This is a genomic window from Spirochaeta thermophila DSM 6192, assembly GCF_000147075.1.
In the GTDB taxonomy this organism is placed as follows: domain Bacteria; phylum Spirochaetota; class Spirochaetia; order Winmispirales; family Winmispiraceae; genus Winmispira; species Winmispira thermophila_A.
Genome location: NC_014484.1, coordinates 803773 through 829472, shown reverse-complemented (window position 1 = coordinate 829472; position 25700 = coordinate 803773). Strand labels below are relative to the sequence as shown.

Annotated in this window: 20 protein-coding genes, 4 tRNA genes and 3 rRNA genes; 9 read left to right on the top strand and 18 right to left on the bottom strand. The window is 61.8% G+C overall.

Annotated elements, in window-relative coordinates; genetic code table 11:
* Positions 1–29 precede the first annotated feature (29 nt).
* The 15 genes from rrf to STHERM_RS03595 form a co-directional block, all read right to left on the bottom strand.
* Positions 30–144 (bottom strand): 5S ribosomal RNA (rrf, locus tag STHERM_RS03665).
* Between the two features lie 44 nt (positions 145–188).
* A 23S ribosomal RNA gene (locus STHERM_RS03660) occupies positions 189–3187 on the bottom strand.
* A gap of 78 nt (positions 3188–3265) precedes the next feature.
* Positions 3266–3339: transfer RNA gene (locus tag STHERM_RS03655), tRNA-Ile, on the bottom strand.
* 56 nt (positions 3340–3395) lie between these two features.
* A 16S ribosomal RNA gene (locus tag STHERM_RS03650) occupies positions 3396–4942 on the bottom strand.
* Together the 16S, 23S and 5S rRNA genes with 1 tRNA gene alongside form the textbook arrangement of a ribosomal RNA operon.
* A 287-nt stretch (positions 4943–5229) precedes the next feature.
* On the bottom strand, positions 5230–8445 hold the full coding sequence (gene carB, locus STHERM_RS03645) for a carbamoyl-phosphate synthase large subunit (protein WP_013313535.1): 3216 nt from the start codon (positions 8443–8445) through the stop codon (positions 5230–5232).
* 3 nt (positions 8446–8448) lie between these two features.
* Positions 8449–9615, bottom strand: a complete 1167-nt coding sequence (carA, locus tag STHERM_RS03640; RefSeq protein WP_013313534.1) for a glutamine-hydrolyzing carbamoyl-phosphate synthase small subunit — start codon at positions 9613–9615, stop codon at positions 8449–8451.
* 84 nt (positions 9616–9699) lie between these two features.
* Positions 9700–9771 (bottom strand) — tRNA-Glu (locus STHERM_RS03635).
* A 9-nt stretch (positions 9772–9780) separates the two neighbouring features.
* A tRNA-Gln gene (locus STHERM_RS03630) sits at positions 9781–9851 on the bottom strand.
* 47 nt (positions 9852–9898) lie between these two features.
* Positions 9899–10426: an adenine phosphoribosyltransferase gene (locus STHERM_RS03625; protein WP_013313533.1), complete on the bottom strand. Its 528-nt coding sequence runs from the start codon at positions 10424–10426 to the stop codon at positions 9899–9901.
* A 38-nt stretch (positions 10427–10464) separates the two neighbouring features.
* The gene (tsaD, locus tag STHERM_RS03620) at positions 10465–11481 is read right to left on the bottom strand and encodes a tRNA (adenosine(37)-N6)-threonylcarbamoyltransferase complex transferase subunit TsaD (RefSeq protein WP_013313532.1); all 1017 of its coding nucleotides are present in this window, start codon (positions 11479–11481) and stop codon (positions 10465–10467) included.
* On the bottom strand, positions 11478–12410 hold the full coding sequence (locus STHERM_RS03615; protein ID WP_071650329.1) for a divergent polysaccharide deacetylase family protein: 933 nt from the start codon (positions 12408–12410) through the stop codon (positions 11478–11480). Before STHERM_RS03615 ends, tsaD begins: the two co-directional genes overlap by 4 nt.
* Positions 12411–12446: 36 nt before the next feature.
* Positions 12447–13292, bottom strand: a complete 846-nt coding sequence (locus STHERM_RS03610; RefSeq protein WP_013313530.1) for a sigma-70 family RNA polymerase sigma factor — start codon at positions 13290–13292, stop codon at positions 12447–12449.
* A 186-nt stretch (positions 13293–13478) separates the two neighbouring features.
* Positions 13479–13766, bottom strand: a complete 288-nt coding sequence (locus STHERM_RS03605; protein WP_013313529.1) for a rod-binding protein — start codon at positions 13764–13766, stop codon at positions 13479–13481.
* A gap of 10 nt (positions 13767–13776) precedes the next feature.
* Positions 13777–14571 (bottom strand): flagellar basal-body rod protein FlgG, encoded by a 795-nt coding sequence (gene flgG / locus STHERM_RS03600; RefSeq protein ID WP_013313528.1) that lies wholly within the window; start codon positions 14569–14571, stop codon positions 13777–13779.
* Between the two features lie 25 nt (positions 14572–14596).
* Complete coding sequence (locus STHERM_RS03595) at positions 14597–15439, bottom strand: flagellar hook-basal body protein (RefSeq protein WP_013313527.1); 843 nt, start codon at positions 15437–15439, stop codon at positions 14597–14599.
* A 98-nt stretch (positions 15440–15537) separates the two neighbouring features.
* Between STHERM_RS03595 and STHERM_RS03590 the strand changes: the two genes are divergently transcribed.
* A tRNA-Thr gene (locus STHERM_RS03590) sits at positions 15538–15609 on the top strand.
* On the opposite strand, the gene STHERM_RS03585 is transcribed toward STHERM_RS03590, so the two are convergent.
* Genes STHERM_RS03585 through STHERM_RS03575 form a run of 3 tightly spaced genes read right to left on the bottom strand, consistent with a single transcriptional unit; the run spans position 15610 to position 18880 of the window.
* Positions 15610–17262, bottom strand: a complete 1653-nt coding sequence (locus STHERM_RS03585; RefSeq protein ID WP_013313526.1) for an ABC1 kinase family protein — start codon at positions 17260–17262, stop codon at positions 15610–15612.
* Positions 17259–17906, bottom strand: a complete 648-nt coding sequence (locus STHERM_RS03580; RefSeq protein ID WP_013313525.1) for a Crp/Fnr family transcriptional regulator — start codon at positions 17904–17906, stop codon at positions 17259–17261. The genes STHERM_RS03585 and STHERM_RS03580 overlap by 4 nt, the downstream gene beginning before the upstream one ends.
* Positions 17903–18880, bottom strand: a complete 978-nt coding sequence (locus tag STHERM_RS03575) for a cyclic nucleotide-binding domain-containing protein (protein WP_013313524.1) — start codon at positions 18878–18880, stop codon at positions 17903–17905. The genes STHERM_RS03580 and STHERM_RS03575 overlap by 4 nt, the downstream gene beginning before the upstream one ends.
* Positions 18881–19017: 137 nt before the next feature.
* Between STHERM_RS03575 and STHERM_RS03570 the strand changes: the two genes are divergently transcribed.
* From STHERM_RS03570 to STHERM_RS03535, 8 genes are read left to right on the top strand one after another with little or no spacing between them, the layout of a single operon-like run.
* Entirely contained in the window at positions 19018–19878 is an 861-nt protein-coding gene (locus STHERM_RS03570) for a PHP domain-containing protein (RefSeq protein WP_269464878.1), read from the top strand.
* Positions 19875–20666: an ABC transporter permease gene (locus tag STHERM_RS03565; protein ID WP_013313522.1), complete on the top strand. Its 792-nt coding sequence runs from the start codon at positions 19875–19877 to the stop codon at positions 20664–20666. Before STHERM_RS03570 ends, STHERM_RS03565 begins: the two co-directional genes overlap by 4 nt.
* The gene (locus tag STHERM_RS03560) at positions 20663–21475 is read left to right on the top strand and encodes an ATP-binding cassette domain-containing protein (RefSeq protein ID WP_013313521.1); all 813 of its coding nucleotides are present in this window, start codon (positions 20663–20665) and stop codon (positions 21473–21475) included. The genes STHERM_RS03565 and STHERM_RS03560 overlap by 4 nt, the downstream gene beginning before the upstream one ends.
* A complete protein-coding gene (locus tag STHERM_RS03555; protein ID WP_013313520.1) occupies positions 21472–22455 on the top strand; it encodes an MlaD family protein in 984 nt (327 codons plus the stop codon). The genes STHERM_RS03560 and STHERM_RS03555 overlap by 4 nt, the downstream gene beginning before the upstream one ends.
* A complete protein-coding gene (locus STHERM_RS03550; RefSeq protein ID WP_013313519.1) occupies positions 22452–23414 on the top strand; it encodes a tetratricopeptide repeat protein in 963 nt (320 codons plus the stop codon). Before STHERM_RS03555 ends, STHERM_RS03550 begins: the two co-directional genes overlap by 4 nt.
* A complete protein-coding gene (locus tag STHERM_RS03545) occupies positions 23411–23809 on the top strand; it encodes a hypothetical protein (RefSeq protein ID WP_013313518.1) in 399 nt (132 codons plus the stop codon). Before STHERM_RS03550 ends, STHERM_RS03545 begins: the two co-directional genes overlap by 4 nt.
* Positions 23809–24696, top strand: a complete 888-nt coding sequence (locus STHERM_RS03540) for a LysM peptidoglycan-binding domain-containing M23 family metallopeptidase (RefSeq protein ID WP_237223346.1) — start codon at positions 23809–23811, stop codon at positions 24694–24696. The genes STHERM_RS03545 and STHERM_RS03540 overlap by 1 nt, the downstream gene beginning before the upstream one ends.
* Positions 24693–25649 (top strand): PEGA domain-containing protein, encoded by a 957-nt coding sequence (locus tag STHERM_RS03535; RefSeq protein ID WP_041623217.1) that lies wholly within the window; start codon positions 24693–24695, stop codon positions 25647–25649. Before STHERM_RS03540 ends, STHERM_RS03535 begins: the two co-directional genes overlap by 4 nt.
* Positions 25650–25700: the final 51 nt, after the last annotated feature.

Here is a 25700-nt window from a genome sequence, read left to right as displayed (position 1 = left end):
GGGGCACGTCGTATTCCAGCAAAAAAAGAGCCTGGCGACGGCCTACTCTCCCACCCCTTATGGGGCAGTACCATCGGCGCTGGAGGGCTTAACTTCCGTGTTCGGAATGGGAACGGGTGTTGCCCCTCCGCTCGAGTCACCAGGCAATGGATTCCATTATTTGGCAGAGGAAAGGGGATCAGGAAGATACGGTCAAGTCTCACGGAGGATTAGTACTGGTCGGCTGAACGTGTTACCACGCGTACACCGCCAGCCTATCGACGAGGTCTTCTCCCTCGCTCCTTCAGGGCACATAACGTGCCAGGGATGGTTCATCTTGGGGTGGGCTTCCCGCTTAGATGCCTTCAGCGGTTATCCCTTCCGGACTTGGCTACCCAGCAGCTACCGCTGGCGCGATAACTGGTACACCAGAGGTCCGTCCACTCCGGTCCTCTCGTACTGAGAGCAGACCCCCTCAACCATCCAACGCCTGTGGCAGATAGGGACCGAACTGTCTCACGACGTTCTGAACCCAGCTCACGTACCGCTTTAATCGGCGAACAGCCGAACCCTTGGGACCTGCTCCAGCCCCAGGATGCGATGAGCCGACATCGAGGTGCCAAACCCTGCCGTCGATGTGGACTCTTGGGCAGGATCAGCCTGTTATCCCCGGAGTACCTTTTATCCGTTAAGTGACGGCCCTTCCACTCGGTACCGCCAGATCACTAGGACCCGCTTTCGCGCCTGCTCGACCCGTCGGTCTCGCAGTCAGGCCACCTTATGCCCTTGCACGTCCACGCTGATTTCCAACCAGCGCAAGGTGACCTTCGCGCGCCTCCGTTACCCTTTAGGAGGCGACCGCCCCAGTCAAACTGCCCACCTGACACTGTCCACCTACCGGATCACGGCAGATGTTAGAAACCCTACATGGCAAGGGTGGTATTTCACCGACGGCTCCACCTGTGCTGGCGCACAGGCTTCCCTGCCTCCCACCTATCCTACACATGCCATGCAAAGTCCCCATGCCAGGCTGCAGTAAAGGTTCACGGGGTCTTTCCGTCTAGCCACAGGTAATGGGCATCTTCACCCATACTTCAATTTCACCGGGTCTCGCGTTGAGACAGCGCCCAAGTCGTTACACCTTTCGTGCGGGTCGGAACTTACCCGACAAGGAATTTCGCTACCTTAGGACCGTTATAGTTACGGCCGCCGTTTACCGGGGCTTCGGTTCACCGCTTCGCCCAAAGGCTCACGGATCCCCTTAACCTTCCGGCACCGGGCAGGTGTCAGTCCCTATACGTCCTCTTACGAGTTCGCAGAGACCTGTGTTTTTGGTAAACAGTCGCTTGGGCCTGGACTCTGCAACCCCCAGTAAGCAGCTTACGCCACCCACCAGAGGCCCCACTTCTCCCGAAGTTACGTGGGTAGTTTGCCGAGTTCCTTAACGCGAGTTCTCCCGCGCGCCTTGGAATGCTCATCCCGCCTACCTGTGTCGGTTTCCGGTACGGTCTCTCACAGCTTACCCCTAGAGGCTCTTTCTCGGCAGTCTGACTACACCGGCTTCGCCCCTGTTACAGGGCTCGGCTTCACGGCTCACCTCAGGCGGCGGATTTGCCTACCGCCCTCTCAGGCTCGCTCGCTTACACCGGGTCTACCATCCCCCGGCCCGGCTTCGCCTCCTGCGTCACCCCTTCGGAAACTGTGAGAGGCACGGGATTATCAACCCGTTTCCCATCGGCTACGCCTTTCGGCCTCGCCTTAGGGGCCGGCTAACCCTGAGCAGACGACCTTTACTCAGGAAACCTTAGGCTTTCGGCGGAGGGGATTCTCACCCCTCTTTTCGTTACTCATGCCTGCATCCTCACTTCCGCCCCCTCCAGCATGCCTTACGGCACACCTTCATCGGTACGCGGAACGCTCGCCTACCGCCAACACCCTCAAACAGGTGTCGACCCGCAGCTTCGGTACCGTGCATAGCCCCGTTACATTGTCAGCGCAGGGCGACTCGACCAGTGAGCTGTTACGCACTCTTTTAAGGAATGGCTGCTTCTAAGCCAACCTCCTGGCTGTCTTCGCCGCCCCACCTCTTTTCCCACTAAGCACGGTTTGGGGACCTTAGCTGGCGGTCTGGGCTGTTCCCCTCTCGACCACGAACCTTGTCGCCCGTAGTCTGACTCCCGCAGAGCCTGTAGCGGCATTCGAAGTTTGGTTGGGTTTGGTACCCGGTGAAGGGCCCTAGCCCATCCAGTGCTCTACCTCCGCTACAGTCAACTGCAAGGCTAGCCCTAAAGCTATTTCGGCGAGAACCAGCTATCGCCGGGTTTGTTTAGCCTTTCACTCCTATCCACAGCTCATCCCTGCCTTTTTCACCAGACTAGGGTTCGGTCCTCCACTGGGTGTTACCCCAGCTTCAACCTGGCCATGGATAGATCACCCGGCTTCGGGTCTACTGCTGCAAACTAGCGCCCTCTTAAGACTCGGTTTCCCTACGGCTCCGGGACTCCTGTCCCTTAACCTCGCTTGCAACAGCAACTCGCAGGCTCATTCTGCAAAAGGCACGCCATCACCCGCTTCCGCGGGCTCTGACTGCTTGTAGGCCTATGGTTTCAGGTTCTCTTTCACTCCCCTCCCGGGGTTCTTTTCACCGTTCCCTCACGGTACTTCTCCACTATCGGTAGCCGCCTCGTATTTAGCCTTGGAGGGTGGTCCCCCCAGATTCAGTCGGGCTTCCTCGGGTCCCGACCTACTCGGGTACCGTTCCCACGCAGGCACCTCAGCTTTCGTGTACGGGGCTTTCACCCTCTCTGGCTGGCCTTCCCAGACCATTCCACTAGCCGGGTGCTTGGTAACTGCGCGAGGGATTCCGGGCTCCCTCCAGAACGGCCCCTCAACCCCATGCTGGCAACGGCCCGAACCTTCTACACCAGCATGGTTTAGGCTCCTCCCCTTTCGCTCACCACTACTCAGGGAATCTCATCTTGATTTCTTTTCCTCCGGGTACTGAGATGGTTCAGTTCCCCGGGTCTCGCTCCTATGAACCTATGTGTTCAGTCCATAGGTGACGGGCCTCCAGCCCGCCGGGTTACCCCATTCGGGAATCCACGGATCTCAGGGTGTGTGCCCCTCCCCGTGGCTTTTCGCAGCTTACCACGCCCTTCTTCGCCGAGCGGCTCCGAGGCATCCACCATAGGCCCTTATCTCCTTGACCATATCTCCCCTCCCCCCTTCTCTACCCTCTGCCAAAGAACAGAATGCGTGCAGCACACGCTGCCACGCTTATCCACAGTGGGCCTGACTAGATTTGAACTAGTGACCTCACGCTTATCAGGCGTGCGCTCTAACCACCTGAGCTACAGGCCCACACTCGTTCCACGAGAAAAAGCGAAGGGAGGTCTTTCAGGGTGTCTTTCTCTCAGAAAGGAGGTGATCCAGCCGCACCTTCCGGTACGGCTACCTTGTTACGACTTCACCCCCCTCACCAGGCGTACCTTCGACGGCGCCCTCCCTCGCGGGTTAGGCTACCGGCTTCGGGTACCCCCGACTCGGGTGGTGTGACGGGCGGTGTGTACAAGGCCCGGGAACGTATTCACCGCGCCATGGCTGATGCGCGATTACTAGCGATTCCACCTTCATGGAGTCGGGTTTCAGACTCCAATCCGTACTGAGACCGGCTTTCTGGGATTTGCTCCGCCTCGCGGCTTCGCCTCCCTCTGTACCGGCCATTGTAGCACGTGTGTAGCCCAGGGCATCAGGGCCATGATGACTTGACGTCATCCCCACCTTCCTCCGGTTTGTCACCGGCAGTCCCGCCTGAGTGCCCGGCTTCACCCGATGGCAACAGACGGCAGGGGTTGCGCTCGTTGCGGGACTTAACCCAACACCTCACGGCACGAGCTGACGACAGCCATGCAGCACCTGTCTACCAGCCCCTCGCGGGGAAGCTGCATCTCTGCAGCCGCCCGGTAGATGTCAAGCCCTGGTAAGGTTCCTCGCGTATCATCGAATTAAACCACATGCTCCACCGCTTGTGCGGGCCCCCGTCAATTCCTTTGAGTTTCACCGTTGCCGGCATACTCCCCAGGCGGTGCACTTAACGCGTTAGCTTCGGCACCGAGCCTCCAAGGCCCAACGCCTAGTGCACATCGTTTACGGCGTGGACTACCAGGGTATCTAATCCTGTTCGCTCCCCACGCTTTCGGGCCTCAGCGTCAGTCTCCGGCCAGGAGCTCGCCTTCGCCTCCGGCGTTCCTCCCGATATCTACAGATTTCACCCCTACACCGGGAATTCCAGCTCCCCCTCCGGGACTCCAGCCCAGCAGTTTCCGGTGCACACTACGGTTGAGCCGTAGCCTTTTACACCAGACTTGCCAGGCCGCCTGCGCCCCCTTTACGCCCAGTAATTCCGAACAACGCTCGCCCCCTACGTATTACCGCGGCTGCTGGCACGTAGTTAGCCGGGGCTTATTCCCCAGGTAACGTCATCAGACGGGCATTACCTCCCGCCCTTATTCTTCCCTGGGAAAAGGGGTTTACAACCTTCCGGCCTTCTTCCCCCACGCGGCGTCGCTCCGTCAGGCTTTCGCCCATTGCGGAAGATTCTTGGCTGCTGCCTCCCGTAGGAGTCTGGGCCGTGTCTCAGTCCCAGTGTGGGGGGCCATCCTCTCAGACCCCCTACCCATCGTCGCCTTGGTAGGCCGTTACCCCACCAACTAGCTAATGGGCCGCAGGCCCCTCCTCAGGCGACCCTTATCGGGCCTTTCCTCCTCAGGCCACAGCCAAAGGAGGCCATTCGGTATTACCCCGTGTTTCCACGGGCTATCCCCAACCTGAGGACAGGTCACCTACGTGTTACTCACCCGTCCGCCGCTCTCAGGTGGTGCAAAGCACCACCCTACCGCTCGACTTGCATGCCTAAGACGCGCCGCCAGCGTTCGTTCTGAGCCAGGATCAAACTCTCCATCATTCTCTTAACCACACTCCGAAGAGTGCGGTTCTCCTTCTCTAGCTCAAACCTTACCTCATGCCGTACCACTACCCAACGCAGCAGTACGACCACTTCGTCTCCATCACACCCTTACTCAACCTCCCCTTCGCTACCTTCTGCCAAAGAACACAATTCCACAGCGCAGTTTTATAGTATGCGCCTTTTCATTCACTTTGTCAAGCGGGTTACATCCGCTCGCTCTTGCGAATGCGAGGGTGACTATACCCGACTCCCTCTTTTTTGTCAACACCTCCGGCGCAAAAAACTCACTCGAATTTCGTCACCTCCTGCACCCGGACTTCACCGGAGAGGAGATACTTTATCCCCTCCACCGCCGCCTTGGCCGCGGACGTGGTGGTGGTATAGGGGATCTTCCTCCTCAAGGCCTCTATGCGGATGTGTTCGTCCCCCCGCTGGGAGAATCGACCGAGGGGGGTGTTGATGACCAGATGGATCCGGCCCCTCCTCATGTGATCGACGACATTCGGATGCCCCTCGTGGAGCTTGAGGAGGACCTCCGAAAAGATACCGTGTCGATAGAGGAAGTCGGCGGTCCCTCTCGTGGCTGCGATCTCGAACCCGAGCTCCACGAGTTCCTTCACGATAGGCAGGATCGTCGCCTTGTCGGCATCGTGGACCGAGACGAACACCCGTCCCTTCGTGGGAAGGGTGTTTCCCGCCGCCAGCTGGGCCTTGGCGAAGGCCTCTCCGAAGGTGCGGCCTATCCCTATCACCTCGCCGGTGGACTTCATCTCAGGCCCGAGTATGGGGTCCACGGTGCGGAATCGGTCGAACGAAAACATGGCCTCTTTCACCGCCCAGCCCACCACACACCGTCCTTCGCCCACACCGTCCTCTCCGACAAGCCCCTGGGTCTTGAGGTCCTCCCCTTCCCACACCCTCACCGCGGCCTTCACCATGTTCACCCCCGAGGCCTTGGAGAGATAGGGTACGGTCCGGGAGGCCCTGGGGTTCACCTCGAGCACGTAGAGCACGTCGTCCTTCACCGCATACTGGATGTTGAGGAACCCCTTCACCCCCAACTCACGGGCGATCTTCACCGTGGCCTCCTTCATCTGGGTGAGCACCTCGGGGTTCGACTTGTACGGGGGGAAGACGCAGGCGGAATCGCCGGAGTGTATGCCCGCCGCCTCGATATGCTGCATGATCCCCCCGATGTAGACGTTCTCCCCATCGGAGACCGCATCAACGTCGTATTCGAAGGCATCCTCGAGGAACTGATCCACGAGCACCGGACGATCAGGAGAGATCTCCACCCCCCTCCTGAGGAACTCCTCGAGTTCGTCGGGTGAGAAGGCGATGAACATGCTCTTCCCGCCCAGGACGAAGGAGGGACGGAGGAGGACCGGATAGCCAATCTCCTCGGCAAAGGCGCGCACCTCTTCGAGGGTGCGGGCGGCGCGGTTGGCCGGTTGGTTGAGCCCCACTCGACGCACGAGATCGGCGAAAAACCCTCGGTCCTCCGCTTCCTTGATACCCCGCACCGGCGTCCCCACGATCTCGGCGCCTGCCGCCTCGAGGGCCTCGGCCATGTTGAGGGGGGTTTGGCCGCCGAGCTGGACGACGACCTTTTTAGTCCTCTCCTTCTTGAGTATCTCCCCCACATCTTCCGGGGAGAGAGGCTCCAGGTAGAGCCTGTCGGAGACGTTGAAATCGGTGGACACGGTCTCGGGGTTGGAGTTCACCATGATGGCCTTCTTCCCCAGCTCCCGGTAGGCCATGGTGGCGAGGGTACAGCAGGTGTCGAACTCGAGCCCCTGTCCGATCCTGTTCGGCCCGGAGGCGATGATGATCACGCTCTCCTCACCGGCATCACCGCCCTCGTCGATCTCGCCATAGGTGCTGTAGAAGTAGGGGGTCTGGGCCTCGAACTCCCCGGCACAGGTGTCCACGAAGTGGTAGGAGGCCCTGAAGCCATGGGCATCCCGCATGGCGCTCACCTCCTCCTCGCGCATCCCCACGAGCGAGGCGATGCGCCTGTCGGTGAGTCCGTACTGCTTCGCCTGGAGGAGGCGTTCCGGGGTGAGCGTGCGCTCACGCTCGAGCTCGTTCTCGAACTCGGCCACCCGGGCCATCTCGAAGAGGAACCACGGATCCACCTTGGTCTTCTCCGCGAGATAGGGGACCGCCCCTCTCCCCTCCCGTCGGAGCACGGTGTAGATGGCGAAGAACTTCCTGGGGTGGAGGAAGTGGAGCATCCGGTCGAGGTCCTCGTCACTCACGCCACGAAGCTCCTGGAGTCCCTCGAATCCGTATTCGGCCGCACGCCAGGCCTTGTTGAAGGCCTCGGCGAAGGTCCTCCCCAGGGCGAGGGATTCGCCGATCGACTTCATCTGCGTGCCCAGCTCCTCGTACTCCGAGGGGAATTTGTCGAACTCGAACCGGGGAACCTTCACCGCCACGTAGTCGAGAGCCGGCTCGAAGCAGGAGACCGTCTTCCCCGTGATCTCGTTGATCACCTCGTCCAGGGTATACCCCACGGCGAGTTTGGCGGCACACCGGGCGATGGGGAAGCCCGTGGCCTTGCTCGCGAGGGCACTCGACCGAGAGACGCGGGGATTCATCTCTATCACCACCATCCTCCCGGTGTCCGGCCGTACGGCGAACTGCACGTTCGATCCCCCACAGTCCACGCCGATGGCCCGCAGCACCTCTATCCCGGCGGTCCGCATCTTCTGGTACTCCCAGTCGGAGAGGGTCTGGATGGGAGCCACGGTCACGCTGTCACCGGTGTGCACGCCCATGGGATCGATGTTCTCTATCGAACAGACGATCACTGCATTGTCCATATGGTCACGCATCACCTCGAGTTCGAACTCCTTCCATCCGAGGAGCGACTCCTCGATGAGGGCCTCGTGGACCGGGCTCTCGAGGAGGGCCCGTTCCAGGAGGAGTTCGAAGTCCTCGGGCGTGGAGGCGATGCTCCCTCCCTTGCCGCCCAAGGTGAAGCTCGGCCGGATCACCAAGGGCAAGCCGATCTCCTCCATCACCTTCCGTCCTTCTTGGAGGCTCTTGACCATCGCCGATCGGGGCACATCCAGGCCGATGCTCGTCACCACCTCCTTGAACTGCCCCCGGTCCTCGGCCTTCCTGATGGCCTCCACGTTCGCGCCGATGAGCTCGACCCCGTAGCGGTCGAGCACCCCCGCCTCGTAGAGCTCCACCGAGAGGTTGAGGCCCGTCTGCCCTCCCATGGTGGGGAGCAGGGCGTCAGGCCGCTCCTTCCTGATGATCTCCTCGAGGTAGGGAACCTCGAGCGGCTCCATGTACACCACGTCGGCGAGGCCGGGAGTGGTCATGATCGTGGCGGGGTTGGGATTCACGAGGATGACCCGGTACCCCTCCTCCTTGAGGGCCTTCACGGCCTGGGTTCCGGAATAGTCGAACTCACAGGCCTGGCCTATCACGATGGGACCTGAACCTATGATGAGTACCGAAGAGATGTCCTTCCGTGCCGGCACGGGCTACTCCTTTCTCGCCCTGAGGGCGGTACTGATGAACTCGTCGAAGATCCAGGAACAGTCGTGAGGGCCGGGTCCTGCCTCGGGGTGGAACTGGGAGGCCTTCACCGGGAGGTCCTTGTGGGCGACTCCCTCCACCGTGGCATCGTTGGCGTTCCTGAACCAGACGAGGAGGTCGTCGGGGAGGGTCTCTTCGTCCACTGCGAACCCGTGGTTCTGGGAGGTGACGAAGACCCGGCGGGTGAACTCGTCGCGCACCGGGTTGTTGATACCGTGATGGCCGAACTTCATCTTGTAGGTCTTGGCGCCGAAAGCGAGGGAGATGATCTGGTGACCCAGGCACACGCCGAAGAGGGGCTTCTTGCCGATGAGGGAGCGGGCGAGGTCGATCTGCTCGGTGAGCACCGCCGGGTCGCCTGGGCCGTTGGAGAAGAGCACGGCGTCGAACTCGGGCTTGAGGAGCTCGTCGGCCCCCACGGAACTGGGGAAGAGCGTCACCTGGACGTCGCGGGCCTTGAGCTCCCGTATGATGTTGGCCTTGATCCCGCAGTCGATCACCGCGAAGTGAGGAGGCCGCCGGCCCTCCAGGTCCACGACCTGATGCGTGCCCACGTACCCTATGAGGTTCGCCCCCTCCATGTGGGGGATACTCGTGAGGTATTCCACCACCTTCGTCCGCTCCTCGTCGTTGAGCCTCTCCCTCCCGTGGGGCACGGCCACGATGACGCCGAAGGGGCTCCCGCCGTCGCGGAGTCTCAGGGTGAGGGCACGGGTATCCACGCCGGTGATGCCGGGAATCCCCTGTGAGGCGAGGTACTCGTGAAGGGACATGCGCCCCTCGGGAACCGGTCCGTCGTAGAGCGAACGTATGACGAAACCTGCGGCCTTCACCTTACGTCGTCCCTCCTCCGGACCGCTCTCGCACCAGGCCTCATCCACCCCGTAGTTCCCGATATGGGGATAGGTCATGGTCACGATCTGTCCGGTATACGAGGGATCGGTGAGGATCTCGAAGTATCCCACCATCCCGGTATTGAACACCACCTCTCCCACCCCTTCGAGCGGTTTCAGCCCCGGGGTGAGGCGCTCGATCGGAAGGGCGGGGGCACCGAAGGAGGTGCCGTAGAAGACCATCCCGTCTTCCAGGACCAGGGCACAGCGTTCTTCCATTACTGGCTCCTATTGCATATTTATGCGATATTTTCTGCATATTTATGCAGAAAATCCTAAAAAAAATCCGGCAGCCGCCGGATATAGCCCCTAGGGGAGTCGAACCCCTGCCTGAAGAATGAGAATCTCCTGTCCTAACCACTAGACGAAGGGGCCATGTCTCCGTTCCCCGGGGAGGACTCGAACCCCCACAAGCAGATCCAGAGTCTGCGGTGCTACCATTACACCACCGGGGAATGAATCTTACCAGAATCTACAAAAAACCTTTCCCCGTGTCAAGCCCCTACTCGTGCTCGTAGTCGATGAGGGTGGTGACGGGGATGCCGGCGAGATACTCCCTGAACTTGAGGAAGGGGAGTCCGATGACGCAGAAGATCTCCTCCACCTCGGCCCCACACTCGACCAGGAGTTCCGCCGCTGCCTTGAGCGTGCCTCCCGTGGCCACCAGGTCGTCCACCAGGAGGATGCGCTGCCCCTCGTGCACGTCGGCCTCGTGGACCTCGATCACGTCCTCCCCGTACTCGAGCTGGAACCGTCGTGCCCGCGTCTTGCCCGGAAGCTTGCCCTTCTTCCTCACGAGGACGAGGGGAAGCCCCATCCTGTGGGCAAAGGGCGCGGCGAAGAGGAACCCCCGGGACTCCACGGCTGCCACCGCGTTGACAGGGCGGTCCTTGTACCGCTCGACCATCCGCTCGATGCAGTAGGAGAAGGCCTCAGGATCCAAGAGGATGCTCGTGATGTCGTAGAACAGGATGCCCGGCTTGGGGAAATCGGGCACCTTGCGGATTCTCGCGTCGAGATCGAAGGACATATCACCCCTCCGTCGATGAGTTTCACCCCAGCCGGAACTCATGTGCCGGCATAGGGCTTGAAGGCCTCGACCCGCGCATGGACGTCGAGATCGAGGGCGGCGAACTTCCCCTCCCGCGCGTAGTGATAGGCGATACCCGCCACCATGGCACCGTTGTCGCCGCAGAGCGGGAGAGAGGGGAAAAAGACGTCCCAGTCGGTCCTGGCACCGAGGGCGTTCCTGAGATACGAGTTGGCGGCCACCCCACCGCCCACCACGATCCGACGGATACCCGTATCCTCCACCGCGAGCTCGAGCCGTCTCAGGATCATGTCGATGGCCGCCTTCTGGAAGGCCGCGGCGAGGTTCTCGTCGGTCCTGGGGTACTCGGGGTTCCAGAACTGGTCGAGCTGATGGATGGCCGCGGTCTTGAGTCCCGAGTAGGAGACATCGTACCGGTGTCTCCCCTTGTGGAGAGAGGGGTCGGGGAAGGCGCACGCCTCCGGGTTCCCCTTCCGGGCGAGGCGGTCTATCACCACACCGCCGGGATATCCCCATCCGTAGTGCTTGGCCACCTTGTCGAAGGCCTCGCCGCACGCATCGTCTATGGTGGTACCGAGCACCCTGAACTCGTCGTAGCCCTGCACCTCTGCGATCACCGTGTGTCCACCCGAGAGGAGGAGTCCCAGGAACGGATACGGGATATCGAACTCCATCAGGGGGGCATAGAGGTGGGCCTTGATGTGGTCCACTGCGACGAGAGGCTTCCCGAGCCCATAGGCGAGGGCCTTGGCGAAGGACACACCCACCACGAGGGCTCCCACGAGCCCCGGCCGGTTCACCACGGCCACCGCATCGAGGGATTCCTGGGCCACACCTGCCTCATCGAGCGCCTTGAGGTAGACATCCTCTATCCATTCGACGTGCTTCCGGGAGGCGATCTCCGGCACCACCCCGCTGTAGGGCTTGTGGAACTCTATCTGGGTGGCCACCACGTTGCTCAGGATGCGTCGTCCGTCTTCGACCACCGCCACCCCGCACTCGTCGCACGAGGTCTCTATACCCACTATCCTCATCGCCGCTCCAGTACCTCCAGTATGTCCCCCAGGATCACGCCCTCATCCCTGGCGCGATCCGCCATGCGGCCGAGCACGCCGGGAAGGACCCGCGTCCACACGTGGCCTATGGCCACCGCCCTCCCACGCCTCCTGGCGATCTGCACGGCGTGCATGAAGGCCTGTTCCACGTAGACTGCGGTCTGCTCGTTGTCCAGGAACACGTCCCGCTCCATCACAGGCACCCCGAGCCTGAAGGCCGTCTCCCTCACCACGCTCTCGGGCGTGGTCCTGCTGTCGACGAACAGGAGACCGCCGGCCGCAAGGATACTAAGAATCCACTCCATTCGTAAAGGGTCCTTGGTGAAACGCGAGCCCATGTGGTTGTTCACACCTTGCACCCCGGGGACCGAGGCGAGGTCCTCCGCGATCACATGCTCGATCTCCGCCCGGGACATGGAGACATAGAGGGCCCCCGGACCGGGGTCTTCATTCCCCTCGGGCTCCATGGGGAGATGCAGGAAGAGGGTCTTGCCGGCCTCCCGCACCCTACGGGCCACTTCCCCCGAGAGGGGGAGACCCGGGAGCACGGAGACCGCGAGCGGGAAGGGAAGGGAGAGGAAGGGCTCCACCTGTTCGAGGGAATACCCCGCATCGTCGATGATGAGGTAGAGGACCCCCTCCACCCGAGGGGTGGGGGAGGGCGTGGGGACCGCGCTGGGAAGGGGTGAGGGGGAAGGGAGGGGTGTGGGGAGAGGGGACGGCACCGGACGGGGAGGCGCCACCACCCATACGGCGACCGCGCCCGCGAGCAGGCCGAGGAGAAACCACACGAGGCCGAAGCCCTTCGCGCCCCTCTTCGCCTTTGCACGCTTTCTCGCGGGCTTCCTTCGGCCGCGGGATCGGGCCCCCCCGCTTCTCTTCCTGGGAGACGGCTTCTCTGTACTCACACCTCATATATCGCCGTTTCCGGCGTAAACTTCAACTCACCGAGAGAGCACGTAATCACCCACCACCTCGGCCCGCTCCCTCAACTTCCGGAGGGCACGGATCTCTATCTGCCGCACGGTCTCGGGAGAGATCCCCAGATGCTCGCTCAACGTCTTGAGGGTATAGCGAGGTCCGGTGAGCGCGTAGCGGTGGAGGACCACTTCGCTCTCCCGGGAATCCAGGGTCCGCTGTATGAGGGTGAGGGTATCCTCCCTGCAGGCCTTCCTGCACACCTCTTCTTCGGGAGAGGCACCACCGGGACACACATCATGGAGGTCCATGCTCCCGTCGTTGATCTGGGTTTCCAGGGAGACCACCTCCTGGCCCAGGTTGATGAGCTCTTCGACCTCCTCGGTCTCCATGCCGAGAAGCTCGGCGATCTCCTCGGTGGAGGGTTCTCTCATGAGACGCTGCTCGAGGAGCTGTTTCGCCTTCTCTATCTTGCGGAGCACGTCCTCCTTACGGTTCGGAAGCCGTATCGGACGCCGCTTGTTCATGAGCGCCCTGTGGATGGCCTGTCGTATCCACCAGGCCGCATAGGTGGAGAAGCGGATGTTCCTCCGATAGTCGAACTTCTCCGCCGCCCGGATGAGGCCGATGTTACCCTCCTGTATGAGATCGAGGAGGGGGATATCGGGTACCGAGAACTGGAGCGCGATCTTCACCACGAGCCTGAGGTTTGCGGTGATGAGCCGTTCCCGTGCTTCAGGATCACCCCGGCGTATCCGCTTGCCGAGCTCCCTCTCCTCTTCGGGAGAGAGCAGTTTATAGCGCTTGATCTCCCTGAGGTAGGCTATCTCTTCCCTTCCGACGCTGTACTTCACGACTCTCTTTCTGCTCATGGCACACTCCTGTCCATTATCCAGCAAGGAGCGTGCCACAATCATGTGGCCATATAATTCACTTCAATAAAAAGAAAAGGGAAGGATCATGAGATCCTCCCCGTGCCATTCCAGCTTTCACCTCGTATTCTGTCTGCTTTTTCATACATCGGTGCGGCACATTTTTCTCATTTCGCTACACCTCGATCATCCGGAGAGTTCCTTGTAGAGCATCTCCGCGAGACCGAACCTGGTGGTCTTAGCCATGAGCCGCGCATACTCGTCGTAGAGCATGTCTTCGAAGACCTCCTCGGCCATGTTCTTCTCGAGGAGCCCCGATCTCGGCACCCCCTTCCGCATCTGATCGACCATCATCTTCACGAAAAGGGCTTCAAACTCCTCGGTTGCCTCCTTGAGCTTCGGATCCTCCTTCCGGGGGAGCCCGGGAGGCACCGGTGTGTCTACTATCTTATACAGGTCGAGGGGGTTGATCACCGTGCTCCTCCTAGCGCTTGAGGTTCACGGCGGTGCCAAGCATGGAATCCGAGGTCTGGACCGCCTTCGAATTGAGCTCGTAGGCCCGCTGAGCCACGATCATCTCCACCATCTCGTTCACTACGGAGACATTGGACATCTCGAGGAACTTGTGAAGGAGCTTGCCCATACCATCGAATCCGGGTCTCCCGCCTATGGGATCACCCGAGGCGTTCGTCACCTTGTAGAGGTTGTCGCCCACGGCGAGGAGTCCTGCGGGGTTCACGAAGCGGTAGAGCTGTATCTGCCCCACCTCCACGGGATCGTCCTGACCGGGCACCTTCACGGTCACCCTTCCGTCCTCCGAGACCGCGAGGGTGTCGGCAATGAAACCTTCGGGGAGAACGATCTCGGGGATGAGGCGGTACCCGTTCGAGGTGACCAGCTGACCGTTGCTGTCGATCTTGAAGGAGCCGTCACGGGTGTAGGCGTAGGTGCCGTCGTAGAGGAGGACCCTGAAGAACCCCTCGCCCTGAATCGCGAGGTCGCTCACGTTGTCCGTGTGCTGGAGGGCCCCCTGGGTGAAGATCTTGCTGCTCGCCGCCACCCGTACGCCGTGTCCCACCTGGGTGGGGGTTGGCACCACGGTCACCTCGGTGGCAGGGGTACCCGCCATGCGGACGGTCTGGTAGATGAGGTCCTGAAAGTCCACCCGGTTCTTCTTGAATCCGGTGGTATTCACGTTCGAGAGGTTATTCGCCACCGTGTCTATGTGGTACTGCTGTCCCACCATGCCGGATGCCGCGGTCCAGAGCGATCGCATCATATCTCCGCCTCCTGATCCATCATGTTCATATCTTCAGCACCTCGTTGATGAGTCGGCCGAGCAGGGTGTCCTGTGTCTCGATGGTCTTCTGGTTGGCCTCGTAGGCCCGGTTCACCTCTATCATCTGCACCATCTCCGTCACCGGGTTCACGTTCGACCCTTCCAGGAAGCCCTGGCGCACCTTCGGTCTTCCTTCCTGGAGGATCTCCGCCTCCCCGGACTCCCGGGTGGTCCTCCAGAGCGAGTCCCCCTGCTTCTGGAGATAGCGGGGCCTGCGGACGTTCACTATCTTGAGACGATCCACCAATTCCGTCTCGTCCCACTCGTTTTCCTCGAGGGCTACGAGCCTGTCGGGATCCTCCGCGAAACGGGCGTTCTGGAAGATGCGCCCGTCTTCATCGACCACGAAGTTGTTGGCCTTGATGCGGATGAGCCCGTTCTCACCCACCACGGGGTAACCTTCCTTGGTGACGAGCAGCCCCTCCGGTCCCAGGATGAAGGACCCGTTCCTGGTGTAGCGCTCGCCCTGCGGGGTGAGCACGGTGAAAAACCCCTGTCCCTCGAGGGCGAAGTGGAAGGGGTCCTTGGTCTCCTTGAGCGGTCCCTGCTCGAACACGGTGTAGACCTCGTTCGTCTCCACCCCGGTGCCGAGCTTCCCCACCACGGGGGTGTTGTCGATGGATCCCCACGGGATCTTGAAGTACCTGTCGTTCATCCTTCGGATGAGCAGCTCGGGGAAGGCCTTGAAGATCGCGGTGTCCCGTTTGTACCCGGTGAGGTCCACGTTGGCCAGGTTGTTGGCGATGGCGTCCATCCGGTTGAGCTGGCTCGCCATGCCGCTCGCGCCTATGTAGTACCCTCGTATCATACCACTTTGATTATCGACCCCGTGCGGGAAGAGTTAACGGTTTTGCCGGACGGGCTTCTTGATTTTCGGGAGGAAATAGGGTATATATGCGTGCGCACGCCAGAATAGCTCAGAGGTAGAGCAACGCTCTCGTAAAGCGTGGGTCGTGGGTTCGAATCCCACTTCTGGCTCTAGGATCGCTTCAAAAAGTGAAGCACGAGCAGTCCCCCGAGGATTCCCACCGTAGCGAGACCGACGACTCCGAGAATCGAGACACCGTTCCAGAGGGGCGGTATCTTCGCCTGGATGAGGATGGAGGAGCCCACGATCGCCGCGGCGATGATGAGGCTCAAGGAGAGCCGGGTGGTCGACTCGTCCACCTTCTGGGAGAGGAGTTTGAGGTCGGTATCCGAGAGGTCCACCACCACCTTCCCCTCCTTGAGTCGCTGGATGAGCTGGGGTATCTCGAACCCCGTCTCGTTGAGGCTGTCGAAGGCCTCCGAGAGGAAGAAGGGGATGTTCTTGAGGAGCTGGTTCTTCCTGAGGGTACTGGCCACGAACCGTTCCACGTGCGGCTGCAGGTACTCGACCAGCTGGAAACCCGGGTCGAGGGTCCTCCCCAAGGCTTCGAGTGCGAGCAAGGTCTTGAAGAAGAGATAGAGTCCCGGAGGGAAGACGAGCCTGTGGTGGAGGATGAGCTGATAGAAGCGTTCTATCACCTCCTTGACGTTGAGCGCACCGAGAGGCAGGAACGCATAGTCCTGGATGAGGTCGTAGACCTCCTGCTCGAGGCGTCTCCTGTCCAGTCCTTCCCTGCGACCGGCGAGTGAGAGGAGACCATAGACCACCTTCTGTGGACTCTGTTCCCCTATGCCGAGGAAGATCTGGGCGAGGTGGATCCTGGTGGACGGATCGAGGACCCCCATGGCCCCGAAGTCGAGGAAGCAGAGGCTTCCGTTGGGCAGGACCAGGATGTTGCCTGGATGGGGATCGGCATGGAAGAACCCGTGCACGAAGATCTGGGTGAGTACGCTCTCAACCCCGACCCGGGCGATGTCCGCAGGGTCTATGCCCGCATCCCGGAGGGCATCCAGCTCACTCACCCGGATGCCCTCCACGTACTGCATGGTGAGCACGCGGGTTCCCGAGAGTCGCTCGTACACATGAGGCACCATCACCCGGGGCATCCCGGCGTGCATCTCCCGGAAACGCTGGATGCGACGAAGCTCTCCCGAGAAATCCATCTCCTTCCGCAGCTGGCGTCCGAACTCCCGGACAAGGGCCTTCATGGGGATGTGTCCCTCGAAGAACAGCTGCTCCAGGATCGAGCCGAGGCGTTCCATGATCTCGAGATCGGTCTCGATGATCTCCTCGAGGTGAGGGCGTTGGATCTTCACCGCCACCTGTTCACCCGATGGGAGATGGGCCCGGTAGACCTGGGCCATGGATGCCGAGGCGATGGGCTCACGTTCGATGCGTGCGAACACCTCCGAGGGGGCGACCCCGAGCTCCTCCTCGAAGATGGCGAACGCCTCCTCCGAGGGATAGGGGGCGACCCGATCCTGGAGCTTCATGAGCTCTCTGGCGAGCCGGGGGGGCACGAGATCCGGTCGGTTGCTGAGGAGCTGACCGAACTTGATGAAGGTGGGACCGAGATCCTCCAGGAGGAGGCGCACCCTCGTTTCGTAGGGAAGCCCTTCCACCTTCCCACCGCGTCTTTTCCTCACGAAAAAGCCCCGCAGCGGGAGGCGGCGGAGGGCCTCGTCGAACCCGTATCCCACGAGGAGGGTGAAGATCTCGCGGTAGCGGGCAAGGCGTGCCTTTCTTCCCTGTCGTCTTCTCATTTCCGTATGGGTCTCCGGGAGGACACCAGGCGCCTGAAATCGTTGATGTTGTGCACCACGATCTTGTCGGGATGGAGCGTCACCCGGTGCTGTGAGGCGAACTGGTTGAGCACGTTGCGGGCGCGGGTGGGATTCATCCCGGCCCAATGGGCGATGTCGTCCACCGTGGTCTCGAAGACGAGCCCCTTGCCCTCGTCCTCTTCTTCCTGAAGACGGGACTCGGCGAGCATGAGGAACACGTCCGCGATCCTGGCCTGCTCATCGTCGAGGGTGAGGATCATGAGCCTTCGTTTCTGGTCATAGATGCGCTTGATGAAGAGCTTGAGGAGCTTCAGGGCGATCTGGGGGTTTCCCTCGAGGAGGAGGGAGAAATTCTCCTTGGTGAACTCGAGTAGTTTCACGTCGTCCAGGGCCACGGCCGTGGCCGAGCGCGGTGCCTCCTCCAGGATGGCCATCTCTCCGAAGATCTCTCCCGGCTTGAGGATGTCGATGGTCTTTTCGAGCCCTCCCATGATCTTGGAGATCTGTACCCTCCCCTCCTGGATGAGGTAGAAAGTGTCCCCCGGTTCATACTCACAGAAGATGATGTCACCCCTCTTGTAGTAGACGGCGAATCGGTCGAATGACGGCCCCGTGAGCATCATACCCGTTCCTCCAGGCCCCTGAGTGCCTTCCGCGCCTTCTTCACCACTTCGCTGCTCACTCCCGGGAGGGAGAGCACCTTACGGTAGAGTGCCCCTGCCCGTGCTCCATCGCCCTTCTCCTCGTAGGCACGGGCGATGAGGAAGAGGGCCTCCGAGGTCTCCGGTGCGTCGGAGAAGTCCCGTGCGAACCGTGAGTAGTGCTGGATGACCTCGTCGTAACGCGCCATGGCCATGAGACACCTCCCCGACTCGAAGAGGGCCCTGCGCCGGACATCCTCCTGGTCGGATCCCTCTGCAATCCGGGTGAAGGAGGCAAGGGCCTCCTCGTACCGTTCCTGGCCGAACAGGCTCTCTGCCTCGTAGAAGTCCTTCTCCGCGGACGAGAGGGAGGGCTTCCTGGGCTCGGGCGACGGGATGGAAAGCGCACCCGTACCCCCTCTCGCCTGGGCAGCCTGTACGCGGGTGAGGGCGGCCTTCACCTCCTCCACGTGGACGCCATCCGGATAGTAGGCGAGGTACCGGCCGAGGGCGTAGGCGGCCTGTGAGAACTGCTGTTTCTCGATGTAGTACTTGCAGATAGAAAAGAGGCCCTCTTCGGGATTCACCTCCTCCGAGACGGCGAGCAAGGTCTGAACCCGCTTGTGGATACGTCGGAGCTGACGGGAGAGCACCTTGAGCATCTTCATCATCACCCGGGGGTTCTTGAGGAGGAAGCCCTCGAACTCAGAGGCGGAGAACTCCAGCACCTCGGCGTCGGAGAGGACCATCGCAGTCTCCTCCCGGGGATAGCGCCCCACGCTCGACTTGACACCGAAGAATTCCCCCTTGCCTATCCGTTCGTGCACCTCCTGGCCCGTCTCGAGATCGGTGGAGGTGAGGACGATCTCTCCTTCGCGGAGGATGTAGGCCTTGTCTCCCACATCCCCTTCGAAATAGATCACGGAGCTCGCTTTGTAGTGGACGGTTCGGGGCATATCCTCTCCTTTTTCGACTGTAAAACCATACCTCGAGAAAATCAAGCATTTATATAGTATACCATCCTCCACGGGATTTCCCCGCCCCTCCCCGGGGCATTGAGCAGGAGTCGGTTTTTTCCTACTGTAATAGGTGTATGGAAGCTATGCGGCTCGATCTGCACACGCACAGCACCGCCTCGGATGGGGCCCTCTCCCCCTCCCTCCTCATAAAGGAGGCCGCCCGCCTGGGCATCGGGCTCCTCGCCCTCACCGATCATGATACTACGTCGGGGCTCGAGGAGGCATCACGCGCCGCACGGGAGGAAGGGATCTCCTTCATCCCGGGGATCGAGATGGAAGTGGCCCACGAGGGCGGCGAATTCCACCTCCTCGGGCTCGGGATCGATGCCTCGAACCCCGTGCTCGGGTATCTGCTCGCAGACTTGAGGAGACGCCGCCACGAGCGCAATGTCCGCATCATCCACAGGATGCGCGAAGCGGGCATAGAGGTCTCCCTCGAGGACATGGAGGAGGTGCAGGGGGTGGTCACGCGTCCGCACTTCGCCCGCCTTCTGGTGGCGAGAGGCCTGGCTCGATCCATCCCCGAGGCCATGGAGGAATATCTCAACTACGGGAGGCCCTTCTACGAGCCCAAGGCAGGGTGCACCTTGGAGGAGGCCGTGAGGGCCATCCATGCGGCGGGGGGGCTCGCCGTGATCGCACATCCCGTGAGCCTCGGGATCCCGGACGAGGAGCTCGTTCGGCGCTTCGCCGACTACCGTGAGGCGGGGGTGGACGGGGTAGAAGCCTACCACTACTCCCACTCCCTGGAGGAGGCACGGAAGTTCTCCCGGACTGCCGCCTCGCTGGGCCTCCTCGTCTCGGCGGGCTCGGACTTCCACGGCAAGGACAGGCGGGATGTGGACCTGGGCACCACCGCGGGGGGGCTCACGATCACCTCATCCCTCATCCCGGACTTGATCGAACGACTTTCCCACTGCGGAGTCTGTACATGAGCGGAGACATCCTCAGCTCCCTGGGAAATCGGGCCATCGCTCGTACACACGACATCCTCTACGGCATAGGGTACGTGGCCACGGTCATCAAGGAGACCGTCCTCTTTTTCCGCAAACGACGGGGGGAAGCCGGGAGGGTCCTCGTCCTTCAGATACTCTTCACCGGCGTGGAGGCCCTCAACGTCATCGCCCTCCTCGCCCTGGGGATAGGGGCCCTCATCATCATCCAGGGCGTCTCCCTCCTCCCCCAGTTCGGACAGGGAGACCTGGTCTACCCCATCCTCATCGCGGTGATCACCCGGGAGCTGGGTCCCATCCTCACGGCCTTCATCGTGACCGCTCGATCGGGAACCGCCATCGCCACCGAGATCGGCACCATGGTGGTCTCCCACGAGATCGAGGCCTACATGGCATTCGGCATAGACCCCATCTCCTATCTCGTGGTACCCCGGTTCCTCGGCGCCATCGTGGCCGTCACCCTCCTCAACGTCTACTTCAATATCTTCGGACTCCTGGGTTCCTTCTTCGTGACCTCTCTCATCCACCCTATACAGTTCGCCGAGTACTTCCACAACCTGCTCCTCAGGCTGAAGCCGGTGGACATCCTCTCCTCCCTGGTGAAGAGCGCCACCTTCGGGGCCGTGATCGCCCTGGTCGGGACCTACAGCGGGTTCCAGGTGGAACGCGCCTCCACCGAGATACCGCAGGTGGCCATAAAGGCGGTAGGCAAGGGATTCGTCTACTGCATCGTGGCCGATGCACTCCTCACCCTGGTGTACTACCTATGAGACGGAGTTGTATACGCCTGGAAGAGGTGACCGCGACCATAGAAGGGGTATCCATCCTCAAGGAGATCACCTTGGAGGTGCCCGAAGGCATGACCACCGTGATCATGGGCCTCTCCGGATCGGGCAAGTCCACCCTCCTCAAAGTGATGAACGGACTCAAGGAGATAGAGAAAGGCCGGATCATCTTCGGGGAAGAGGAGATCACCCGGCTCTCCCACGAGCGACTCCTCTCGATGAGGAGGCAGACCGCCTTCGTGTTTCAAGACGCGGCACTGTGGGCGAACATGAGCCTGCTCCAGAACCTCACCCTCCCGGTGCTCCAGAGGGATCCCTCGGCCGACAGGCAGGCCCTCTTGCGAAGGATCGAGCGTATGTGCGAAGAGTTCCTCTTCGACGACGACCTCTCCCTCCGCCCTTCCCAGATCTCTCTGGGGGAAAGGAAGATCGCCTCGTTCATGAGGGCCCTCCTCGTCGAACCGCGCGTCCTCTTCCTCGACGAGCCCACCTCATCGGTGGATCCGGCCGTCTGTGAGCGGATGATCCAGCGCCTGAGGAAGGAGAAGGGGAAAGGGGTGAGCATCATCGCAGCCACGAACGACCCAAGGGTCTGTGCCAACCTCGCCGACGAGGTGATCATCCTGAAAGAGGGACGTCTGGTGGAGACCGGCTCCCTCTCGCAGGTGATCCGAAGCACCAATCCCGAGACCATCGAGGCCCTCTCCGACGTGCTCAGCCAGGCGGCGAGTTACGACATGGACATCCTCTCCCTCCTCGATGGAGAAGACGTGTGGCAGGGGGGTTCGCCATGAAATTCAAGATACGCTTCGCATCCCAGATCGTGGGTCTCTTCGTACTGGGAGGCCTCGTGGCCCTCGTCGGGGTCCTCATCCTCCTCGGCGTGAACCAGCGGTGGTTCTCGAAGAACTACCACTTCTATACGTACTTCTCCGAAACCCATGGGATCAAGCCGGGGATGGGCATCCAGTTCAAGGGCTTCGCCATCGGGAAGGTCACCGACATCACCCTCGACGAGGACAACCGGGTGAAGGTCTTCCTCTACATCGAAGATCGGTTCTACGACAAGGTCTACGAGGACTCGGTGCTCGCCGTGGTCTCGAACCCACTCGGGTTGGGAGGGGGCCTCGTCTTCTACCAGGGGAAGACGCCCACCCCGCCACTCCCCGAGGGGAGCCTCATCCCCTCGCTCGACTTCGAGGAAGGAAGACGCCTCGTGGAAGAGGGACGTGTGGACGTTCCTCCGGGCGCCGACGCGATCACCCGGCTCCTGGGGGAGGTGGAGCCCGTGCTCCAGAACCTCAACACCGTACTCCTCTCCCTCGATCGGACCCTCACCACGGTGGAGGCAGGGCTCTCGGGGAACGAGGGAGTGGCCCTGGGCGCCGTGCTCCAACGGATAGAAGGGATCGCCGCCAACATCGAGACCCTCTCCGCAGGGCTGTCCGAGGTGGAAGGGCTCGTCCCCCGGCTCCTGGGTGCCCGGGGATCCCTCGCCAAGATACTCGACGACGAGATGGAACTCTACAGCACGATAGAGGCGAGTCTCAGCGAACTCGAGGCGGCGATCTCGAACCTCAGGCAGTTCACCGAATTCCTCACCTCGACCGAGCCCCAACTCGTGGGTACCCTCGAAGAGGGGAAACAGGCCATCCGGAGGGGAAGGGAGGTCCTGGAAGGAATCCGGAACAATCCCCTCATCCGCGGTGGGATACCCGAGGAACAGACGCAGGAGACCCTTCTCGAACCTCTACGTGAAGGAGCCTTCCGATGAGGCACGCACACCTGCTCTTCGCTCTCCCCTTGATCCTCGCATCCTGCTCGAGTCAGCCGCCCGTACCCGAGGAACGTTTCGAGGTGCGCAACCAGGCGGCATCCTACCTCACGTACGGGTGGGACTACTTCACCAAGGGGCGCTACGCCCAGGCCGAGGCCCTCTTCCTGCGGGCCCTCCATGAGAACCTCTCCGTGGACCACATCCCGGGGGTGATCCGCTCCTATCTCGCCCTCGCCGAGGTGGCCATCGCCCGAGGCGACGAGACGGGAGCCGGGGCGGCCCTCACCCGGGCGGAGGAGCTCCTCGTCCTCACCGACGACCGGCTCCTCTCATACGAGGTTCGCTCCGGCAGGGCCTCCTTCCTCCAGCGCACAGGACGGATGGAGGAGGCACGAGCGATGCTCGACTCGCTCATCGCCTCCTCGTCGGACGTGGAGAAGGAACACCCGGAAAAGGTGGCCACCGTGTACCACAACATGGCCCTCATGCTCGCACGGGAAGGGCGACGGGAGGAGGCGAAGGCCTATCTCGAACGTGCGGCGGCCCTCAACGAGAGGGCGAAGGATCAGCGGGGACTCGCCGCCAACTACTACGTCCTCGCCTCCATCGCCGCCTCCGAGGGGGATACGGAGACCGCCGTGGCCCTGCTCCAGGAATCCCTTTCACATGACAAGAGGGCCGAACATGCCCCCGGGATCGCCCTCTCCCTCACGACCCTCGGGGACCTCTACCTCGAAAGAGGGGAAGACGAGCTCGCCTATCTTTCCTACACCAGGGCCTTAGGCATATGGACGGCGATGGGAGAGGACCGTCGCGGGAATGCGATCCTCGAAAAGCTCCTCCCCCTCGCAGAGAAACTCGGGAAGGAGGAGGAACTCTCGTGGTTTGTGGGAATACTGAGGGGACGACCCGACCTCCCCGACCAGGAGGAAGGATCCAAAGGAGTGACGCCGTGAACAAACAGTCGCTCAAGCGTGAGATGGAGACGATCCTGGACGTCCTCCTGGTCTGCGCACTCATCGCCCTGGTGGGAGCCCTCGCGGCCTACGGCCTGTGGGGCGTCGCCGTGCTCTCGCCCCCCCTCCTCGCCTGGCTCACCGTGGGACTGACCGCATTCCTCGCCGGCTTCCATCTCTTCAGGGGTCTCGTCGTACGCATACGCTCGAAGGGGCTGCGGGCCTATGCGAAGGAGGTGCTCGTCCCCTTCCTCAAAGGCCTGGTCCGATGGGTTCTCGGAGGTACAGGGATCATCGGCGGGCTCCTCCTCATGAGCGCCGGGTCCCCCCTCGCCGGGGCGGCAGTGGCAGGAGCAGCTCTTCTCCTCGTCCTCTTCCTCCGATACCTATTATGATGGGACGCGTCTTCCTCCTTTCGTGCATCCTCACCCTCCCCTCGCTCGCCCAGCCATGGTATCCCCTCATCCGGGACCTCTCCTCCTCCGATCCCCTCTTCAAGCAACTCCTCGCCGACGTTGCATCCTCCCACCTCGCCGCATCCCGCACCGACGCCGATCCTCCCCCTCTCCTCCTCTACCTCTACGTGCCCTCCCCCTCCGACACCCTCATGACCATCGCCGCCGCCGCCAACATACCCTACGATGCGATCGCAACCCTCAACAGGCTCCAACACCCCGACGATCTCATCCCGGGGACGCCCCTCCTCCTCCCCAATCAGCCCGGGCTCTTCGTCCCCACCGAGCCGCGCACCGACTTCGAGCAGTATCTGGCCGTCTCACCCAGGAGCAGCCAAGGTCGGGAGGTGGTGGTCCACACGGGAGAAGCCTCCACGCGCTTCCTCTTCCACCCGGGTGAGGGGTTCACCCCTCTGGAACGCCTCCTCTTCCTCAACGTCTTCTTCCAGATGCCCGTGAAGGGAGCGAGGATCACCAGCACCTTCGGGCACAGGATCAGCCCCATCACGGGAAAGACCTCGTTCCACTACGGCATCGACCTCGCCGTATCCGAAGGCACGCCCGTGTATCCCGCCCGCGAAGGAAAGGTGGTGGCAACTGGAAAAGATCCGGTCCTTGGGCTATATATTATCATAGCACACGCGGGGGGCTATAAGACCCTCTACGGCCACCTCGAGGAGATCACGGTGGCCGAGGGAGAGGAGGTCGTGCTCTCTTCCGTGATCGGACGCGTGGGAACCACGGGCTTGACCACCGGACCCCACCTCCACTTCGGCACCCAATTGGGGGAGAGATGGAAAGATCCTCTACAGTTCCTGCGAAGATGATGCTCGTGCTCGCCATCCTCCTCTCTGTGCCCCTTGGGGGGGAGGAGATCCGAGGCCTCAGGACGAAGGTGTGGGACGGCAGGGACGGAGGCCCCATTCCTCTCTTCCTGGAGGAGGTCCTCGTGATCACCATACCTCCTGAGGAGAGGGATCTGTACGCAGGGCTCGAGCTGCGGATCACCGTCCCCCGGAAGCTCCAGGGTGTGCAGGGGATCGCGGGGATTCTGTACCGTGGGATCCTTCCCGCGCCCTCCCCGGAGCGGAGGGTCTACCAGGGGACGCGCACGTTCTTCCAGATCCTCCCGACCTCCACCGAGGTGGTCATACAGGTCCCCTTCCCCTCCTCGGATTTCGTTCCCGGAGGTCCGGGGGTCTTCCCCACCCCGGCCGTCGCACCCGACGACTTCCCCCTCGCCTTCGTCCTCACCCCTGTGATGAAGGGTCTCCCCTCCTCGGCCTCCTCACAGGCCTTCGAGTGCACCGTGCTCCCTCTCTACGCCCGGAAAGGGTATCTCCGCCTCAGGATAGAGGGCCTCGACGACGAGGAAATCCCGGCATGCACCTTCTTCATAGACGGGAAGGAAATCTCCTACACGGGCGATCCGATCCTGCTCTCGAGCGGCCTCCACTCCCTCACCATAAAGGGGCCCGCGTTCTCCCCCCTGGAGAAGACGTTCGCGGTGGAGAAGGGCAAGACCACGGAACTGGTCGTGGAGGTCGAGAGGGCGCATCCCTCGCTCCTCTTCCACGTGCCCGAGATCGCCGAGATCTTCCTCGACGGAGAGAAGATAGACGCGGCGCCCCGGGAACTGCTCCCCATCACCACGGGCACCCACAGCGTGGTGATCAAGGTGGGGGACTACTCCATCACCAGGGAGTTCGAGGTCACCGAGAACGTCACCTATACCATCACCCTGCTCCTCGACCTGCACATAGAGGAGCCGGCACACTAGGTGGTCGTGGCGGAGATTTTTTGGTAAATTTTCCGACGGCATACGTCGATA

Excerpts from the sequence above, each read along its gene's own strand:
- STHERM_RS03585 (WP_013313526.1), bottom strand. The coding sequence starts at position 17,262 with ATGAGAAGACGACAGGGAAGAAAGGCACGCCTTGCCCGCTACCGCGAG.
- STHERM_RS03610 (WP_013313530.1), bottom strand. The coding sequence starts at position 13,292 with ATGAGCAGAAAGAGAGTCGTGAAGTACAGCGTCGGAAGGGAAGAGATA.
- carA (WP_013313534.1), bottom strand. The coding sequence starts at position 9,615 with ATGGAAGAACGCTGTGCCCTGGTCCTGGAAGACGGGATGGTCTTCTAC.
- STHERM_RS03555 (WP_013313520.1), top strand. The coding sequence starts at position 21,472 with ATGAAATTCAAGATACGCTTCGCATCCCAGATCGTGGGTCTCTTCGTA.
- STHERM_RS03540 (WP_237223346.1), top strand. The coding sequence starts at position 23,809 with ATGGGACGCGTCTTCCTCCTTTCGTGCATCCTCACCCTCCCCTCGCTC.
- flgG (WP_013313528.1), bottom strand. The coding sequence starts at position 14,571 with ATGATGCGATCGCTCTGGACCGCGGCATCCGGCATGGTGGGACAGCAG.
- STHERM_RS03565 (WP_013313522.1), top strand. The coding sequence starts at position 19,875 with ATGAGCGGAGACATCCTCAGCTCCCTGGGAAATCGGGCCATCGCTCGT.
- STHERM_RS03575 (WP_013313524.1), bottom strand. The coding sequence starts at position 18,880 with ATGCCCCGAACCGTCCACTACAAAGCGAGCTCCGTGATCTATTTCGAA.
- STHERM_RS03550 (WP_013313519.1), top strand. The coding sequence starts at position 22,452 with ATGAGGCACGCACACCTGCTCTTCGCTCTCCCCTTGATCCTCGCATCC.
- STHERM_RS03595 (WP_013313527.1), bottom strand. The coding sequence starts at position 15,439 with ATGATACGAGGGTACTACATAGGCGCGAGCGGCATGGCGAGCCAGCTC.
- STHERM_RS03625 (WP_013313533.1), bottom strand. The coding sequence starts at position 10,426 with ATGTCCTTCGATCTCGACGCGAGAATCCGCAAGGTGCCCGATTTCCCC.
- STHERM_RS03570 (WP_269464878.1), top strand. The coding sequence starts at position 19,018 with ATGGAAGCTATGCGGCTCGATCTGCACACGCACAGCACCGCCTCGGAT.
- STHERM_RS03580 (WP_013313525.1), bottom strand. The coding sequence starts at position 17,906 with ATGATGCTCACGGGGCCGTCATTCGACCGATTCGCCGTCTACTACAAG.
- STHERM_RS03535 (WP_041623217.1), top strand. The coding sequence starts at position 24,693 with ATGATGCTCGTGCTCGCCATCCTCCTCTCTGTGCCCCTTGGGGGGGAG.
- tsaD (WP_013313532.1), bottom strand. The coding sequence starts at position 11,481 with ATGAGGATAGTGGGTATAGAGACCTCGTGCGACGAGTGCGGGGTGGCG.
- STHERM_RS03560 (WP_013313521.1), top strand. The coding sequence starts at position 20,663 with ATGAGACGGAGTTGTATACGCCTGGAAGAGGTGACCGCGACCATAGAA.